15 protein-coding genes are annotated in these 15,432 nt (G+C 36.5%); 11 read left to right on the top strand and 4 right to left on the bottom strand.

The window, feature by feature from the left end; all coding sequences use genetic code 11:
- The 3 genes from elrC (at position 1) to elrE (ending at position 2,699) form a co-directional block, all read left to right on the top strand.
- Complete coding sequence (gene elrC / locus IGK27_RS10315) at positions 1 to 783, top strand: WxL domain-containing protein ElrC (RefSeq protein WP_002362540.1); 783 nt, start codon at positions 1 to 3, stop codon at positions 781 to 783.
- 39 nt (positions 784 to 822) lie between these two features.
- A complete protein-coding gene (elrD, locus tag IGK27_RS10310; protein WP_002362542.1) occupies positions 823 to 1,599 on the top strand; it encodes a WxL domain-containing protein ElrD in 777 nt (258 codons plus the stop codon).
- Between the two features lie 74 nt (positions 1,600 to 1,673).
- Positions 1,674 to 2,699, top strand: coding sequence for a transmembrane protein ElrE (elrE, locus tag IGK27_RS10305; protein WP_002395477.1), 1,026 nt, complete (start codon positions 1,674 to 1,676; stop codon positions 2,697 to 2,699).
- A 37-nt stretch (positions 2,700 to 2,736) separates the two neighbouring features.
- On the opposite strand, the gene IGK27_RS10300 is transcribed toward elrE, so the two are convergent.
- Positions 2,737 to 3,450 (bottom strand): HAD family hydrolase, encoded by a 714-nt coding sequence (locus IGK27_RS10300; RefSeq protein ID WP_002356474.1) that lies wholly within the window; start codon positions 3,448 to 3,450, stop codon positions 2,737 to 2,739.
- Between the two features lie 327 nt (positions 3,451 to 3,777).
- Between IGK27_RS10300 and IGK27_RS10295 the strand changes: the two genes are divergently transcribed.
- Positions 3,778 to 5,493: an ABC transporter ATP-binding protein gene (locus IGK27_RS10295; RefSeq protein ID WP_033626563.1), complete on the top strand. Its 1,716-nt coding sequence runs from the start codon at positions 3,778 to 3,780 to the stop codon at positions 5,491 to 5,493.
- Positions 5,494 to 5,536: 43 nt separating this feature from the next.
- On the opposite strand, the gene trpS is transcribed toward IGK27_RS10295, so the two are convergent.
- Positions 5,537 to 6,547: a tryptophan--tRNA ligase gene (trpS, locus tag IGK27_RS10290; protein WP_002356476.1), complete on the bottom strand. Its 1,011-nt coding sequence runs from the start codon at positions 6,545 to 6,547 to the stop codon at positions 5,537 to 5,539.
- A 359-nt stretch (positions 6,548 to 6,906) separates the two neighbouring features.
- Between trpS and spxA the strand changes: the two genes are divergently transcribed.
- From spxA to pepF, 4 genes are all read left to right on the top strand, one after another.
- Positions 6,907 to 7,305 carry a transcriptional regulator SpxA gene (gene spxA / locus IGK27_RS10285; RefSeq protein ID WP_002356477.1) on the top strand — a complete coding sequence of 133 codons (399 nt, stop codon included), beginning with the start codon at positions 6,907 to 6,909 and terminating at the stop codon, positions 7,303 to 7,305.
- A 342-nt stretch (positions 7,306 to 7,647) separates the two neighbouring features.
- A complete protein-coding gene (locus IGK27_RS10280; RefSeq protein ID WP_002356478.1) occupies positions 7,648 to 8,310 on the top strand; it encodes an adaptor protein MecA in 663 nt (220 codons plus the stop codon).
- Positions 8,311 to 8,398: 88 nt separating this feature from the next.
- Positions 8,399 to 9,577 carry a competence protein CoiA gene (locus IGK27_RS10275; protein WP_033626564.1) on the top strand — a complete coding sequence of 393 codons (1,179 nt, stop codon included), beginning with the start codon at positions 8,399 to 8,401 and terminating at the stop codon, positions 9,575 to 9,577.
- Between the two features lie 47 nt (positions 9,578 to 9,624).
- On the top strand, positions 9,625 to 11,436 hold the full coding sequence (gene pepF, locus IGK27_RS10270) for an oligoendopeptidase F (RefSeq protein ID WP_002380671.1): 1,812 nt from the start codon (positions 9,625 to 9,627) through the stop codon (positions 11,434 to 11,436).
- Positions 11,437 to 11,529: 93 nt separating this feature from the next.
- Here pepF and IGK27_RS10265 read toward each other — a convergent pair whose 3' ends face one another.
- Together IGK27_RS10265 and IGK27_RS10260 are read right to left on the bottom strand one after the other, a co-directional pair.
- A complete protein-coding gene (locus IGK27_RS10265) occupies positions 11,530 to 12,189 on the bottom strand; it encodes a ClpXP adapter SpxH family protein (RefSeq protein ID WP_002356482.1) in 660 nt (219 codons plus the stop codon).
- A 63-nt stretch (positions 12,190 to 12,252) separates the two neighbouring features.
- Entirely contained in the window at positions 12,253 to 12,831 is a 579-nt protein-coding gene (locus IGK27_RS10260) for a CYTH domain-containing protein (protein ID WP_002380670.1), read from the bottom strand.
- A 196-nt stretch (positions 12,832 to 13,027) separates the two neighbouring features.
- Here IGK27_RS10260 and IGK27_RS10255 point away from each other — a divergent pair, with 196 nt between their 5' ends.
- Genes IGK27_RS10255 through IGK27_RS10245 form a run of 3 tightly spaced genes read left to right on the top strand, consistent with a single transcriptional unit; the run spans position 13,028 to position 15,413 of the window.
- Positions 13,028 to 13,702 (top strand): GTP pyrophosphokinase, encoded by a 675-nt coding sequence (locus IGK27_RS10255; protein WP_002356484.1) that lies wholly within the window; start codon positions 13,028 to 13,030, stop codon positions 13,700 to 13,702.
- A gap of 12 nt (positions 13,703 to 13,714) precedes the next feature.
- Positions 13,715 to 14,512, top strand: a complete 798-nt coding sequence (locus IGK27_RS10250; protein WP_033626565.1) for an NAD kinase — start codon at positions 13,715 to 13,717, stop codon at positions 14,510 to 14,512.
- 7 nt (positions 14,513 to 14,519) lie between these two features.
- Positions 14,520 to 15,413 carry an RluA family pseudouridine synthase gene (locus IGK27_RS10245; protein WP_430596414.1) on the top strand — a complete coding sequence of 298 codons (894 nt, stop codon included), beginning with the start codon at positions 14,520 to 14,522 and terminating at the stop codon, positions 15,411 to 15,413.
- The last annotated feature ends 19 nt before the right edge of the window (positions 15,414 to 15,432 follow it).

Genomic DNA, 15,432 nt, shown 5'->3' with positions numbered 1-15,432 from the left:
ATGAAAAAAATTATCTTATCAACAATCCCCGCTATCACTTTAGGCGTGGCTATTGCACCAGAAGTGAATGCAGAAGAAAAAAACTATGAATCAAATGCCATCGTAGAATTTACGCCGGATACCTCTATCAACAAACCAGTCGATCCAGTGAATCCAGATACCGAAAAACCTGTTGAACCCTTTGACCCAACGACACCAGACACAGGCAATAAGCCAAATGAAGGAACAACTGGTCCACTAAGTATCGATTATGCTTCTAGTTTAGACTTTGGCAAAAATAAAATTTCAAATAAAGATGAAAAATATTATGCAAATCCACAATACTTTTTCTTGGCAGACGGTTCTGGTCCTGATTTGACTAATCCTAAACCAAATTATGTACAAATTTCCGACAAACGCGGAACGAATGCCGGTTGGGCCTTAACAGTTAAACAAGAAACACAATTAACAGCGACAAAAGAAACATTAAATAAAGTTTTAGACGGTTCAGAAATTAAATTAAGTCAAAACAAAGCAGTGTCTAATTCCAAAGCAGTCACACCAACTGCGCATGAAGTAACTTTAGTAGCTGGTGATTCATCAAATGTGATGTCTGCCGCTGAAGGTCAAGGTTCTGGAACTTGGCTTAGTGCGTTCGGTGGGATTGAAAAAGTGGAAGTTGACGGTGAAAGCGTAGATAAAAATACAGCGATCACATTAACTGTACCAGGAGCAACACCAAAAGATGCTGTTCAATACAAAACTGTTTTAACATGGACAATCGCTGATTTACCAAGCGTATAATTATTGAAACTATAACAATAGAAGAGAAGGAGCACTAACATGAAAAAAATGACCATCGCAAGCAGCTTAATTTTAGCAACCATCGCGGTAGGCACACTACCAGTTCAAGCAGAGGAAGTGGCTAATCGCGACACAGATGCTATTGTAAAATTTAAAGCACCAGATGAAAAAGATCCCAACAGCAAAAATCCTGTAGTGGATCCAGAAGACAAAGACGGCAAAGATCCTGTGACACCTATCGACCCAGTAAATCCTGACAAACCAGTTGATGAAGGTTCTACAGGCCCCTTAACCTTGGACTATGCTTCAAGTTTAAACTTTGGTGAAAATATCATCAGCACAAAAGATGAAATCTATTTTGCATCAGCACAAGTTTTAAAAGATAAAAATAATGTTGAAAAAACGGGTCCATTATTTGCTCAAATTACAGATAATCGTGGAACTTTAGAAGGCTGGACTTTATCTGCAAAACAAAATTCTGCATTTACTTCTGCTACAAAAGGTCAGACACTTGAAGGAACTGAAATTGTCTTTCAAAATGCTTCAGCTGTGACAGCAGGACAAAGCGCTGCACCAACAAGTTTAGCGAGCGTAACTTTTGGTACAGTGGGTGAAAGTCATAACGTGATGGTAGCTGCAACAGATCAAGGTGCTGGGAAATGGTCATACTTATACGGCAATGCTAGTTCAATTGCTGAAGTTGACGGCCGTCAAGTAATGAAAGATGTTCAATTAAAAGTGCCAGGTAAATCAGTTAAATTAAATGATGCCTACAAAACAACAATTACTTGGACATTAGCTAATACGCCAGTATAAAAAGAACCTTTTTGGAGAAAGGAAGAGGGGAACTCAGCCTTTCTCCTTTACATAGAAATGGAGTGTAGAGCGAAATGAAAAATAGATATTTTATTCTGATGATCCTAAGTTTTTATTTCTTTGCTTTTGGGATTGAAACCTCAGCAGCAGAATTACGATTTAGTGTTGAAACAGAAATTCCAGAAAACCAAATAGATAAAACAAAAACATATTTTGATTTAATGATGAAACCAGACCAAGAACAAATTTTGAAAGTTCGAGCGGCCAATAGTACAGATGAAAATTTAGTGATTGATGTTAGTGTGAAGTCGGCCACAACAAACAGCAACGGAGTGATTGAATATGGCGAGTCGTTGACAGCATTAGATAAATCTGCACCAGCAGATTTATCAGAAATCATTCAACTGAAAGACGGCGGTGAGAGTGTTGAATTGCCTGCTAAAAGTGAAAAAGTAGTTGAATTGCGAGTGAAGATGCCTAAAGAAGAGTTTTCAGGGCAACTAGCGGGCGGGATCACGTTTAGTGAAAAAGTCGATGAAACGAAAGACAAGCAAAAAGAAAATACAAACGGCTTAGCAATTGAAAATCGCTATGCCTATACAGTAGCTGTTTTACTTCGAGAAAATGAAACAGTTGTACAACCAGAATTGTCTTTAGAGAAAGTTGAACCGACACAAAGAAATGCGCGCAGTGTTATTTCTGCAACACTGTTAAACCATGAAGCAGCCTATCTTCAATCAATGAAAGTAACGGCAAATGTTAAAAATAAGAAAACAAATAACGTTATTTTAGAGAAAGAACAAGAAGATATGCAAATGGCGCCCAATTCAATTTTTAATTTCCCTATTCCTTATGAAGAAAATGAAATGGAAGCTGGGACGTATGTATTGGCAATGACTGTGGAAGGCTCAGGAAAAAAATGGCAATTTACGAAAGAATTTACAATCTCAAAAGAGGAAGCAGAAACATTTAATGAGAAAGATGTAACCGTCAAAAAAACGGAATCTAAACTTATTTATCTCTTAATCGGTTTATTGATCCTTTTACTGATAATCTGCCTGTTCATCATTTTACGTCTGAAAAAACAAAAAAATAAATAAAAAAAAGCCGTTCTTCAATTTGAAGAGCGGCTTTTTTTTAAAGATTAAATAATTTCTCCACAGTCGGACAAAGTTCGGTGAAACAAGTGACTTCTGCAAGGTGTGATGCAGGTTGGCAACTTGGTAGTTCACGAGAGCGGTGGTTAAACCAAAGAGAATGCCAGCCACCATTACGTGCGCCTACAATATCATTGTCATAACTATCACCAACATATAAAGTATGTTCAGGTTCCATACAAAATTGATTACAGGCTAAATCAAAAATTTCCTTTTCAGGTTTTTGAAAACCCGTACTTTGAGAAATAATGATATTTTGGCTTGGAACCCATTTTTCAAGATTCAATTGTTTAACTTTTTTAAATTGATGGTCTGTTGGACCATTTGTAATAATCCCCATCGGAATTTCTTTCTCTTGTAAAGTATCAAGAAGCTTAGTAACTTCTGGATGCATCGTAATATTATCCAATTCTTCTTCATAAACTTGTTGGAAAATTTTTCCTTCTTCTTGTGAAATTCCTGGATAGTTTAGATCCTTTAATGTTTCATTCATCCGGAAAAACCGCATGAAATCTAGGGACCATTCATTGGCTAAAACTTTCGGAAACGTTTCATCGCTGTGGTGTCTAAAACGAAGATACAATTCATGCATATCCTCTGTCGCAACGTTTGGGAAAATTTTAGTCATCGCATTTCGAAAGGGTTGTTGCTGATCGTACAGCGTGTCATCAACATCAAAAACAATGGTTCTCATTTAACAAGTGCACCTCTTAACTTTTTTACAAAACTTTTCATATGTTATATTGTAGCCGATATTTTCACAAATAAATAGAGTATTTTTCACTGTATTTCAAGGTTTTGTACAGAAATCAAAGCCTTGTGGGAAAAGACAATTATAGTTATTTTTACCGAAAAAATGGAAACGATAAATGAAAAAATATTCTGATAATGAAAAGTTTGTGAAAATGATTTTGAGTCAAAGTTACTTAAATAACACATGTTCTGATATAAGTTAGAATTTTGCAAGAGACAGTCTTTTTCCGTATAATGAATGAGAATGAAGGGGGAGAGTTAGGGAGTTATGTTAAAGCGTTTTTTTGGGTATTATCGGCCGTATCGTCGATTATTTATTTTGGATTTTGGGTGTGCCGTTTTTGCGGGGCTGTTAGAGTTGGCTTTTCCAGTAGCAGTCAACCAAGTAATTGATAAGATTATGCCAAAAGGAGATTTTCGCCTCATTGCATTAGCTAGTGCGGGCTTATTTGCATTTTATATAATCAATACGTTTTTACAATTTATTGTGGTTTATTTTGGTCATATGTTAGGCGTGAATATTGAAACAGATATGCGTGAAGAATTATATCAACATCTGCAAACACAACCGTTTGAGTATTATGATAATCAAAAAACAGGGAAATTAATGAGCCGTTTGACCACTGATCTTTTTGAAATTTCGGAAGTGGCGCATCATGGTCCAGAAGACGTCTTTATTACGATTATGACGTTAGCAGGTTCTTTTTTATTAATGTTAACCATTCACGTGAAATTAGCCATCGCTACGTTTATTTTATTGCCATTTATCACGATTGCGCTAGGCTATTTTAATAAAAAAATGACAAAAGCGAATACGGATATTTACGATAATTTAGGTGAATTTAATGCTGGGATTGAAGCGTCAGTAAGTGGAATACGTGTCACGCAATCTTTTGCAAATGAACCATTTGAACGAAAACAGTTTAATTATTTAAATCGAATGTATCGAAAATCGAAATTATATTTTTATAAAGTGATGGGTGTCAGTTCCGCCTATAATTACTTATTAATTCGTCTGATAAATTTATTTTCATTAATTTTTGGTGCGTATTATACAATTAAAGGAGAAATTACAGAAGGTCAGTTTGTAGGATTTATTTTATTAGCCAATATTTTTATTCGGCCGATTGAAAAAGTCAACAATATGATTGAAAGTTATCCCAAAGGATTTGCTGGCTTTAAACGTTTTACGGAAGAAATGGACAAACAACCGTCCATCAAAGATTTGCCAGGAGCTGTTGCTGTTTCACATTTAGAAGGAACGATTGCCTATAAAGATGTTTCATTTGCTTATGAAGATGGCACAAAAGTTTTAGACCATATCAATTTAAAAATTCAACCTGGTGAAACCGTTGCTTTCGTTGGACAAAGTGGTTCAGGAAAAACGACCTTGTGCAATCTGTTGCCTCGTTTTTATGAAGTGAGTAGTGGTGAAATTACGATTGACGGTAGAAATATCCAGCAAATGACCTTGGCTTCATTACGTAAGCAAATTGGAATTGTTCAACAAGATGTGTTTTTATTCCCTGGAACATTACGAGAAAATATTGCTTATGGGAATTTAAATGCTACAGAAATAGACATTCAACAAGCGGTGAAATTAGCACATTTAGAACATGTAATTCAGCTAATGCCAGATGGCTTGGACACAATTATTGGCGAACGTGGCGTGAAATTATCGGGTGGTCAAAAGCAACGAGTGGCAATTGCGCGAATGTTCTTGAAGAACCCGCCGATTTTAATTCTAGATGAAGCGACTTCTGCATTAGATACAGAAACAGAGCAAGTGATTCAAGAGTCATTAAACTCGTTAGCTGACGGGCGAACAACATTAATTATTGCCCACAGACTGGCAACGATTAAACATGCTGATCGAATAATCGTAGTGAGTGACCAAGGAATTTTAGAAGATGGAACACATGAAACTTTGTACGCGCAAAGAGGTCACTATCGTCGGCTGTACGATGCTCAATTTAGAACATAAAAAAACCCGCGAATAAAACTTCGCGGGTTTTTATTATGTTTAGTTAGCGCCGAACTTTTCTTCCCAAACCAACAGCATTTTTCATTCGTTGAAGTGTTTTGTTGGCTACCAGGCGAGCGTTTTCTGCGCCCTCATCTAAAATCATATCTAATTCTTCTGAAGCTAGAAGCTCTTGGTAGCGCACTTGAATAGGTTCTAATAAGGCAACTACTGCTTCTGCTAAATCTGCTTTGAAGTCTCCATAGCCTTTGCCTTCGTATGCTTGAACAAGTTCCTCAACAGTTTGACCTGTCGCAGCAGAATAAATATTTAGTAAGTTAGTAATACCAGGCTTTTCTTCTTTATTATATTCAATTACACCAGTTGAATCAGTTACAGCAGAGCGGATTTTTTTGCGAATCACTGCTGGCTCATCAAGCATTGAAATAAAGCCCTTCACATTTGTATCGGACTTACTCATCTTTTTCGTTGGTTCTTGTAAGCTCATAATTCGACTACCTTGCTCAGCGATTTTTACTTCAGGCATCGTTAAAATTTCTTGATTTTTTTGGGCGTAACGTTTGTTGAAGCGTTCCACAAAATCACGTGTTAATTCTAAGTGTTGTTTTTGATCATCTCCGACTGGCACTAAGTCAGCGTTGTACAACACGATATCACCAACCATTAATGGAGGGTATGTTAAAAGACCAGCGCTTACGCCAGCACGACCATTTTTTTGCGATTTATCTTTAAATTGTGTCATTCGCTCTAACTCACCAATAGAAGTATTGCACTGAATGATCCAACCAGCTTCTGCATGGGCACTCACTTCAGACTGTATGAAAATTGTTGCTTTTTGTGGGTCTAAACCAACCGCTAGGTAAAGAGCTGCTAAGCTACGAATTTGTTGGCGTAGCTTTTGCGGTTCTTGGGGAACGGTAATGGCATGTTCATCCACAATACAAAAATAACAATTGTATTCATTTTGTAATTCGATAAATTGTTTCATTGCACCAATGTAATTTCCGATTGTCGGAGTACCACTGGGCTGAATACCAGAAAAAATTGTTTTCATTAAATAACCACCTGACTTTAGACTTAAGATAGTGAATAGTTCTATTATACATTTTATTAGAAAAAAATACATGGGAACTTCTTGAAAAATCACCAAGAGAAGTAAATTATAACAGCAACCATAAAAATAGAAAACTGTATTACTTTTTTACAGAATCATAACGAATATCCATAAAATTTCATAAAAATTAACCCTAATTTTACACGGATGTAATGAAGGAAAAATAAACAAAGTTAATAAAAAATGTTTAAAAACCCCTAGTATTTTTATTAGAAATTAGGTATACTGGTTTTAAATAGAGGAACAGTACAGTTCCCTGTTTCAGAAACGCGATGATTCGCGAAAAGGAGTGATGCACAATGTTGACACTTTATACTTCCCCAAGTTGCACGTCATGTCGTAAGGCTAGAGCCTGGTTGCAAGAGCACGAAATTCCTTTTAAAGAAAGAAATATTTTTTCTGAACCTTTAAATATTGAGGAATTAAAAGCAATTTTAATCATGACAGAAGATGGAACAGAAGAGATTATCTCTACTCGCTCTAAAGTTTTCCAAAAATTAAATATGGATTTGGACGAGCTTCCACTTCAAGATTTATTAGAGTTGGTTCAAGAAAACCCTGGATTGTTGCGTCGGCCAATTATGATTGATGAGAAAAGATTACAAGTCGGTTTTAACGAAGATGAAATTCGTCGATTCTTACCAAGAGATGTTCGACAACTGGAATTGCGCCAAGCACAATTAATGGCAGGTTTATAAAAAATATAAAATTTTGTTCTTTATTTGTTAATTGTAATAAAGAACGATTCATATGAATTTAGGGCCAGGGATTTTTATCTCTGGCTTTTTAATACATATTTAGAACTTGTATTCATTTGATTTGGCAGAACGTGGTCAAGGAAAAATAGTATCTTTTTTGGAGAGACTGCGTTAAGATGAAGAGGTAGAAGGAGCGAAAAACCAATCGTTAAAAAAGTTCAAAGTTTATAAAACGTTCGCTAGTTTTCGAGGATTTATAGACTTTCCACTTTACTTTTGTGTAGTTTTCGCTACAATGAACGTAAGAAGTTTCCTGATTGAAGCAAAGAGAGGTGTAGCGCTATGGAAATGGAACATATTAATGAAAATACGATTCGTGTGTTAATTGGCAACGAAGACCTGGCGGATAGAGGGATTACTTTTCTTGACTTACTAGGAAACCACAAAGATGTTGAAAATTTCTTTTATAGTATTTTAGAAGAAGTTGATGTCGAAGATGAATTCCAAGGTAGTGAAGCAGTCACTTTCCAAGTCTTGCCTAAAAATGATGGTTTAGAACTGTTTATTAGTAAAAATGTCGCTATGGACGACTTGTCTTCCTTAGAAGGTCTGAGCGAAGTCAATGCAGATGTTAGCGAATTAATTCGCAAACAAATTGAAGCAGACAAAGCAGCCGCCGATGAACTTGATGAGATGGAAGCCACAGATGAAACAAACAGAAATGTAATCTTTGAATTAGATAATTTTGAAGCGATGATCCAATTATCCAAAGAAGTCTTCATGCAATCTGTTTTGACTAACTTATACACTTACAACGATCGTTATTACTTACAAGTTTTGTTCTTAACCGATGAATTAGAAAAAACAAATGTTGACAATGAAATTGCACAGATTTTAGAATTTGCTCATAAAACAACTGTCACTCAGGATACTTTAGTCGAATATGGCACTTGTATTATGGAACGCAGTGCATTGGAATTAACACGTTATTACTTTAATGATTAAGCAAAAAAGCAAAAACTTTCGAGTTTTTGCTTTTTTTTTGATGAAAATTAAGAAACTTTGCGTAGTTTATTTATGAGAGGTGAAAATCATGTTAACAGCTTTAACGGCAGACAACCAAGAATTATTTTCTTTAATCGATTGCTCGATTGATGAATTAACACAGATACGAAGCGAACAAGCTTTTGTGTGTCCAATGTGTCATCAATCGGTCATTTTGAAGGCAGGCCCCATTAAAATACCCCATTTTGCTCATCGTAAAAAGAATAGTTGTTGGTACGAAGCAGAAGCTGAAACAGAAGAACACCTCCGCTTGAAGCAGCTTTTTGCGGAAAAGTGTTTACGCGAAAAGCTGTCCTTTCAAGTTGAGGCATACTTACCCACCTTGAAGCAACGCCCAGATTTACTCATTGGGAAGATAGCCATTGAAATTCAATGTAGTCCATTGCCAATTAAACGTTTGGTAGAACGGACGGAGACTTATCAAACTCATGGCTATCAAGTTGTTTGGATTTTAGGTGAACGATTAGTGCCTAAAGACAAGCTCACGCAATTAACGAAACAATTCCTTTACTTTTCGGAGTCCTTGGGATTTTATTTATGGTCGGCCAATAAGAAGCAAGAACGAATAGAATTACTTTGTCATATTGAAGAGAGTCAATGTCAACAATTTTATAGAAGAAAACAATCATGGGATTTTTACGAAAAACAATTACTAGAAATCTTCCGACTACCGACCGCTAATTTAAATTTACTGCCAGATAGACGGCACACTGGCCAATTGATGCATGATTATTATCAAAAATTGACGCAACAACTTGGTTACAGAAATGCTCAGTTGCTTAGAACACAAAGCTTTTTATACACGAAAGGTTGTCACCTTCTCCAGTTACCTCCTTGGTTTTACTATCCTGGATTGAAGCTAATACCTTCTTCTGAAGAAGATATTCATTTAAAAATGCTTGTTTGGGAAGCACTAAAAACCAAAGAAGGGCGTCTAGTGACCAAACAGGAACTATGGCGTATCTTGGAAGCTGTTTTTTTGGAAGAAGGGAACTTTGTTTGGCAGCCACTACCGAATATTGGCTTAAAAAAGCTTTTTAAAATCGTGGGGAATAGCTTATTGAGCTGGTTACAAGAATGTTATGTGTTAATTAAAGTAAACAATAAGTACCTAATAACTAGTATTTTCCTAAGAGAAGATCCTGAAAAGCTCATTCATTGGCTAAAAAAAGTGAAAAAACAACATTTTTTTAGTCACACGTGTTAAATTATGATAGTATAATGAGTAAAACGTTTCTTAAAGGAGAGTAAACTATGAGCGAAATTAAACAATTACCAACACGTGATGAAGTTCCAACTCCATTAACTTGGGATTTAACCAAAATTTTTAAAGATGATGCTGCTTTTGATGTTGCGTATAATCAGTTGACAGAAGAGCTAAATCAAGCAGAATCATTTAAAGGAACCTTAGGGAATGGTGCAGAAGCTTTTCTAGCTGCGTTAGAATACGTTTTAGATGTCTATCGAAAAGTGGAAACATTATATGTCTATTCTCATTTAAAAAATGATCAAGACACTACAAATACAGCTTACCAAGCTTTATATGCCAGAGCTAGTTCTTTATATGCACAAGTTAGTGAAGCTGTTTCTTGGTTTGACCCAGAGGTTTTAACATTAAGTGATGAACAAATCTGGGGATATTTTGAAGAGCAGCCCAAATTAGCTGTTTATCGTCACTATATTCAAAATATTTTAGATGAACGTCCCCATGTTTTATCGATGGAACAAGAAGCTTTACTGGCGGGGGCTAGTGAAATTTTTGGTGCCTCAAGTAATACATTTTCAATTTTAAATAATGCAGACTTAGAATTTCCAACTGTGCAAAATGCTGAAGGCGAAACGATTCAACTTTCTCATGGCGTTTATGGTCAGTTAATGGAAAGTGTCGATCCATCTGTTCGTGAAGCAGCATTTAAAGGGTTGTACAAAGTGTACAAACAATTTAGAAATACCTTAGCCTCAACTTTAGGTGCACATGTTAAAACGCATAATTATAAAGCAAAAATTAGAAATTATGATTCTGCTCGGGCAGCATCTTTAGCAAGTAATCATATCCCTGAAAGTGTTCACGAAACATTAGTAGCTGTAGTAAATAAACATTTACCTTTGCTACATCGTTATGTAAAATTAAGAAAAAAATTATTAAACGTAGAAGAATTACACATGTACGACTTGTATGCGCCTTTGCTAGGTGAAGCACCAATTCGTTACAGCTATGAAGAAGCAAAAGAAAAAGCAATTGAGGCTTTAAAACCACTAGGTGAAGACTATTTATCTATTGTTAAAGAAGCTTTTTCAAGTCGCTGGATTGATGTGATTGAAAATCAAGGAAAACGAAGTGGCGCATATTCTTCAGGAGCTTATGACACAGCCCCATACATTTTAATGAATTGGCATGATAGTTTGGATCAACTATTTACATTAGTCCATGAGATGGGCCATAGTGTTCATAGTTACTATACAAGAAATAATCAGCCGTATGTTTATGGCGACTATTCAATTTTCTTAGCTGAGATTGCTTCAACCACAAATGAAAATATTTTAACAGAATATTTATTACAAACAGAAACAGATCCTAAAGTACGTGCGTATGTCTTAAATCACTATTTAGACGGCTTTAAGGGAACCATTTTCCGTCAAACCCAATTTGCGGAATTTGAACATTTTATTCACACGGAAGATGCTAAAGGCACGCCATTAACAAGTGAATATTTGAGTGAGTATTATGGCGAGCTCAATGCTAAATATTATGGACCAGAAGTAGTTAGAGACGAAGAAATCAGTTACGAATGGGCGAGAATTCCACATTTTTATTACAATTACTATGTTTATCAATATGCAACTGGCTTCTCAGCCGCTTCGGCATTGTCTAAACATATTTTAGCTGGAGAAGAAGGAGCTTTAGAGAAGTACCTTAACTACTTGAAAGCAGGAAGTAGTGACTTCCCAATTGAAGTGATGAAAAAAGCGGGCGTGGATATGACACAAGCCGCGTATATCGAAGATGCAATGAAAGTTTTTGAAGAACGTTTAACGGAATTAGAAGCTTTGGTTGAAAAATTATAGACAAAAAAAAGTGGGCTATAAGTCGAAATGACTTATAGCCCACTTTTTAACTCTTAAGATAATCAGTTAACCGCTTTTCTCGCAGCATCTTTTTTATAATAAATGTAAATGTCCATTTGGAAAATGATAATTGGAGCGACGTTTAAATTCAAAGGTTGCGTCACCTTGGTCCAGCAACGGTTCGTTATGTGGATGGACACGACAAAGTTGTTTAATTTCATCCATGTTTTCAAAATTTTCGACTAAAATGCCGAAATCGTTCTCGCAAGTATAGTTGTAAACGACTGCGGTAGGATGTTGTTTAATCCCCATTTCTCGAGCAACTTTTTGGTCGGTTTGGAAAGATTCTTTGACAAAATCGGATTGTCGGTCTTTACGATACATATCAATATCCCCGCCGGCCGCTAGAAGTAGTTCTTCTGATAACTCAGGAGAGTAAGCTAGACCGTCTTCAGCTACTGCTTTTTGTAAGCCAATCAACAATTGTCGGCCTTTTTTTCGGCCTTGTAACTGTGCTGCTTTATAGTCAAGAGCGGCTGAGTATAAATCTTCAAAAATTCGATTCCGTCGTTTAATGTCATTAATCGGAATATGTTGACGACTTAAAAATTCATTGATCGTTTTCATGTTTAATAAAGGAATAAAGCGCAATTGTATTTTCTTCTTGTCGTTAACAGACAATTGTATAATTTCTTTTTCAATTTCTAAACAGACGCCGCCTAAAGGATTGACGAACAAATAAATTTCAACCATTCATACTTCCTCCAATGCCATGCTTTTTCAAATACAGGTGCCAGAACGTCAGTGCTTCGAATACTAAGGGGCAGTGGTCCGCATCATGCGTTGAATCTTGTTAGGTGCAAGCGTAATGGGAATGTTCAAATCAGCCATTAATGTTTGAAACGCTTGCTTGCCGCTTTCAGCTTCAGTAACTTCTAACTCTAATTCAAAATCGTGCTGTTGGTTATACCAACTTTCGTCTAACGCAAGTAGTCCTTGAGGAATTTGTTTTTCTGCACGTGCTGTTTTTAATGAACCAATTAAATGGATCGAGGCGATTTCAATACCTAATTCTTGTAATTTCTTCGCCACAGCCCCCTCAGTAGGGAGGTGATTCCTTTTGATAAAGTGGTTCGCCGTCTCAAGCGATAAAGGGTCATTGATTTCTAATAATCCTTCTGGCACAGGAACTTTTAAGGTTAACTCACCACGATCTGCTAATACGCGAATTCTTAAGCCCATTCGTTGTGCTTTTAATTGAAAATCGTCCGTATCAAAATAATGATTTGTTTGCGTAAAAAAGTCCGTTTTTTGAATAGCAAAATGGTCGATTAATCGTTTGAAATCTTGCGGACTAACTAATGTTTTAAATTCAATTTCTAAGTGCTCACTCATGGGGTTCTCTCTCTTTCTTAAATCACTCCAATTTTCACATATTATATAGGTTTCCGTCAAGAAAAGTGGTCTTCTCTGTGAAAAATTTTTCTAATGAAAGGCGTTTGGAAATCAAATAGCGAATAACACCCTATTTTAGGGAGGACTGTGGTAAAATAATCAGTGAATGAAATTCAAGGAAATTGAGGGATCTACCATGGAACGAGAGTGGGAGCTGTTTTTAGCGCCATATGAACAGGCGGTCAGCGAATTAAAAGTAAAACTACGAGGTATTCGTAAACAATTTCGGGAGCAAGATAAACACATACCAATTGAATTCGTTACAGGACGTGTGAAACCAGTAGATAGTATTTTGACAAAGACGGCTATTCGGCATATTCCTTTAAATCGGATTGAAGAAGAAATGCAAGACATTGCCGGTTTGCGGATTATGTGCCAATTTGTGGAAGACATTTACCAGGTAGTCGCACTTTTAAGAAATCGTAAAGACTTAAAAATTGTGGAAGAACGGGACTACATTGAAAATAAAAAAGAAAGTGGCTATCGTTCGTACCATGTGGTGGTGGAATATCCTGTGCAATTAGTCACCGGGGAAAAGATTATTTTGGCCGAAATCCAAATTCGGACACTCTCCATGAATTTTTGGGCAACGATTGAACATTCTTTGAATTATAAATATCAAGGTGTCTTTCCTGAAGAAATGAAAGAACGCCTTCAGCGAGCGGCAGAGGCAGCCTATTTATTAGATGAAGAAATGTCATCTATTCGTGAAGAAATTCAAGAAGCACAACATTACTTCTCTCATGGCCGTGGATTGCTAGAAAACGAATACTATAAGCAAATTAAAAACGAAACACCAGAAAATCAGTAAAGGAGTCTGTTTATGAAAGTGGCGATTGTTCATAACTCGGAAGAAAAATCGAAACAAGTCACAAAACAACTGACAACACTATTAGAGCAAAATCAAATTCAAATAGACAATCGTCAACCTGAACTTGTGATTTCAGTCGGCGGAGATGGTACGCTTCTTTCCGCTTTTCATCGATTTAATCATCTGTTAAACGAAGTAAGTTTCTTAGGTGTACATACCGGACACTTGGGTTTCTATACAGATTGGCGTGATTATGAATTAAAAGAACTAGTTGAGAGTTTGTGTATTCATCGTGAAAAAAGTACGAGTTATCCATTATTAGATGTGCGGATTCGGTTTAGAAATGGGAAACCAGATAAACATTTTTTAGCATTAAATGAATCGACAATTAAACGAGGAAACCGGACGATGGTGGGCGATGTGTTTATTAAAGACGAACTGTTTGAACGATTTCGTGGTGATGGGTTGTCGATTTCGACCCCAACCGGCTCGACTGCGTATAATAAAAGTATTGGTGGGGCTGTTTTGCATCCTAGCATTAATGCGTTTCAGTTAACCGAAATCGCCTCCTTAAACAATCGTGTCTTTCGAACATTGGGGTCACCGATTGTAATCGCACATACGGAGTGGCTGGAGATTAAATTACAGGAAAGTGATGATTATTTTGTCACGGTGGACCAATTAGATATTTATCAAGAAAATATCGCTTCTGTCTGCTATCGAATTGCAGACGAACGGATTCATTTTGCCTCTTATCGGCACATGCATTTTTGGCATCGAGTGAAAGATGCCTTTATTGGTGAGGATTAATTAAACGATGGAATTTCAATGGACATATGACAAAGAAACAACACAACAAGTGAAATATTTTTTTAAGGAACAAGGTGTTTCAAAAGGGTTATTAGCAAAGGTGAAATTTCAGGGTGGTAAAATTCAAGTGAATGGGACCGTTCAAAATGCCATCTATCCTTTACAAACTGGCGATGTCGTTAAAATGACGATTCCAGATGAAGCGGAACATGAGACATTATTAACAGATGATGAACCGATTGAAATTGTGTTTGAAGATGATCATTTTTTAGTAGTTAATAAGCCTGCTGGCATTGCCTCGATACCTGCTCAGTATCATCCTTCAGGAACGATGGCGAATCGTGTTAAGGGCTATTACAAGCGTCAAAATTACGTGAATCAAGTTATTCATGTCGTGACTCGTTTAGATCGAGATACTTCTGGGCTGATGTTATTTGCGAAACACGGCTTTGCTCATGCTTTAATTGACCAAGAATTACGAGAAAAAAAGGTGACAAAAATTTATTATGCCCTTGTTGGTGGAGCGATTGAGCAGTTAAACGAGCATCAATTGATTGAAAAGCCAATTGGGCGCGACTTGTCCTCTTTATTAAAACGCCAAGTTATCGAAACAGGTCAATTTGCTAGTACAGAATATTGGCTCGCAAAAAGAGGAGCCCAAGCAGCAGCTGTGCGCATTCAGCTCCATACAGGACGAACACATCAAATTCGGGTACATTTTGAAGCAATTGGCTGTTCATTGTTAGGGGATGAGATGTATCATGGAAAGATGGATCAAGGAATTGAGCGGCAAGCGTTGCATTGCATGGAACTAATTTTTACTCATCCTTTTACCAAAGAAACGGTTCATCTGATTTCCCCACTAGCGGAGGATATGAAAAGTGTAGATGATACGTTATAATAATAAAGAGGCAGGAGGG

Origin of the sequence: Enterococcus sp. DIV0236 (assembly GCF_050558525.1) — a bacterium.
Taxonomy (GTDB): domain Bacteria; phylum Bacillota; class Bacilli; order Lactobacillales; family Enterococcaceae; genus Enterococcus; species Enterococcus faecalis.
This window is presented reverse-complemented; position numbering and strand designations above follow the sequence as displayed.

Coding starts and splice junctions, on each gene's coding strand:
- pepF (WP_002380671.1), top strand. CDS start 9,625: ATGAGCGAAATTAAACAATTACCAACACGTGATGAAGTTCCAACTCCA.
- IGK27_RS10260 (WP_002380670.1), bottom strand. CDS start 12,831: ATGAGTGAGCACTTAGAAATTGAATTTAAAACATTAGTTAGTCCGCAA.
- IGK27_RS10265 (WP_002356482.1), bottom strand. CDS start 12,189: ATGGTTGAAATTTATTTGTTCGTCAATCCTTTAGGCGGCGTCTGTTTA.
- IGK27_RS10300 (WP_002356474.1), bottom strand. CDS start 3,450: ATGAGAACCATTGTTTTTGATGTTGATGACACGCTGTACGATCAGCAA.
- IGK27_RS10275 (WP_033626564.1), top strand. CDS start 8,399: ATGTTAACAGCTTTAACGGCAGACAACCAAGAATTATTTTCTTTAATC.
- trpS (WP_002356476.1), bottom strand. CDS start 6,547: ATGAAAACAATTTTTTCTGGTATTCAGCCCAGTGGTACTCCGACAATC.
- spxA (WP_002356477.1), top strand. CDS start 6,907: ATGTTGACACTTTATACTTCCCCAAGTTGCACGTCATGTCGTAAGGCT.
- IGK27_RS10245 (WP_430596414.1), top strand. CDS start 14,520: ATGGAATTTCAATGGACATATGACAAAGAAACAACACAACAAGTGAAA.
- IGK27_RS10295 (WP_033626563.1), top strand. CDS start 3,778: ATGTTAAAGCGTTTTTTTGGGTATTATCGGCCGTATCGTCGATTATTT.
- IGK27_RS10255 (WP_002356484.1), top strand. CDS start 13,028: ATGGAACGAGAGTGGGAGCTGTTTTTAGCGCCATATGAACAGGCGGTC.
- IGK27_RS10280 (WP_002356478.1), top strand. CDS start 7,648: ATGGAAATGGAACATATTAATGAAAATACGATTCGTGTGTTAATTGGC.
- elrE (WP_002395477.1), top strand. CDS start 1,674: ATGAAAAATAGATATTTTATTCTGATGATCCTAAGTTTTTATTTCTTT.
- IGK27_RS10250 (WP_033626565.1), top strand. CDS start 13,715: ATGAAAGTGGCGATTGTTCATAACTCGGAAGAAAAATCGAAACAAGTC.
- elrD (WP_002362542.1), top strand. CDS start 823: ATGAAAAAAATGACCATCGCAAGCAGCTTAATTTTAGCAACCATCGCG.
- elrC (WP_002362540.1), top strand. CDS start 1: ATGAAAAAAATTATCTTATCAACAATCCCCGCTATCACTTTAGGCGTG.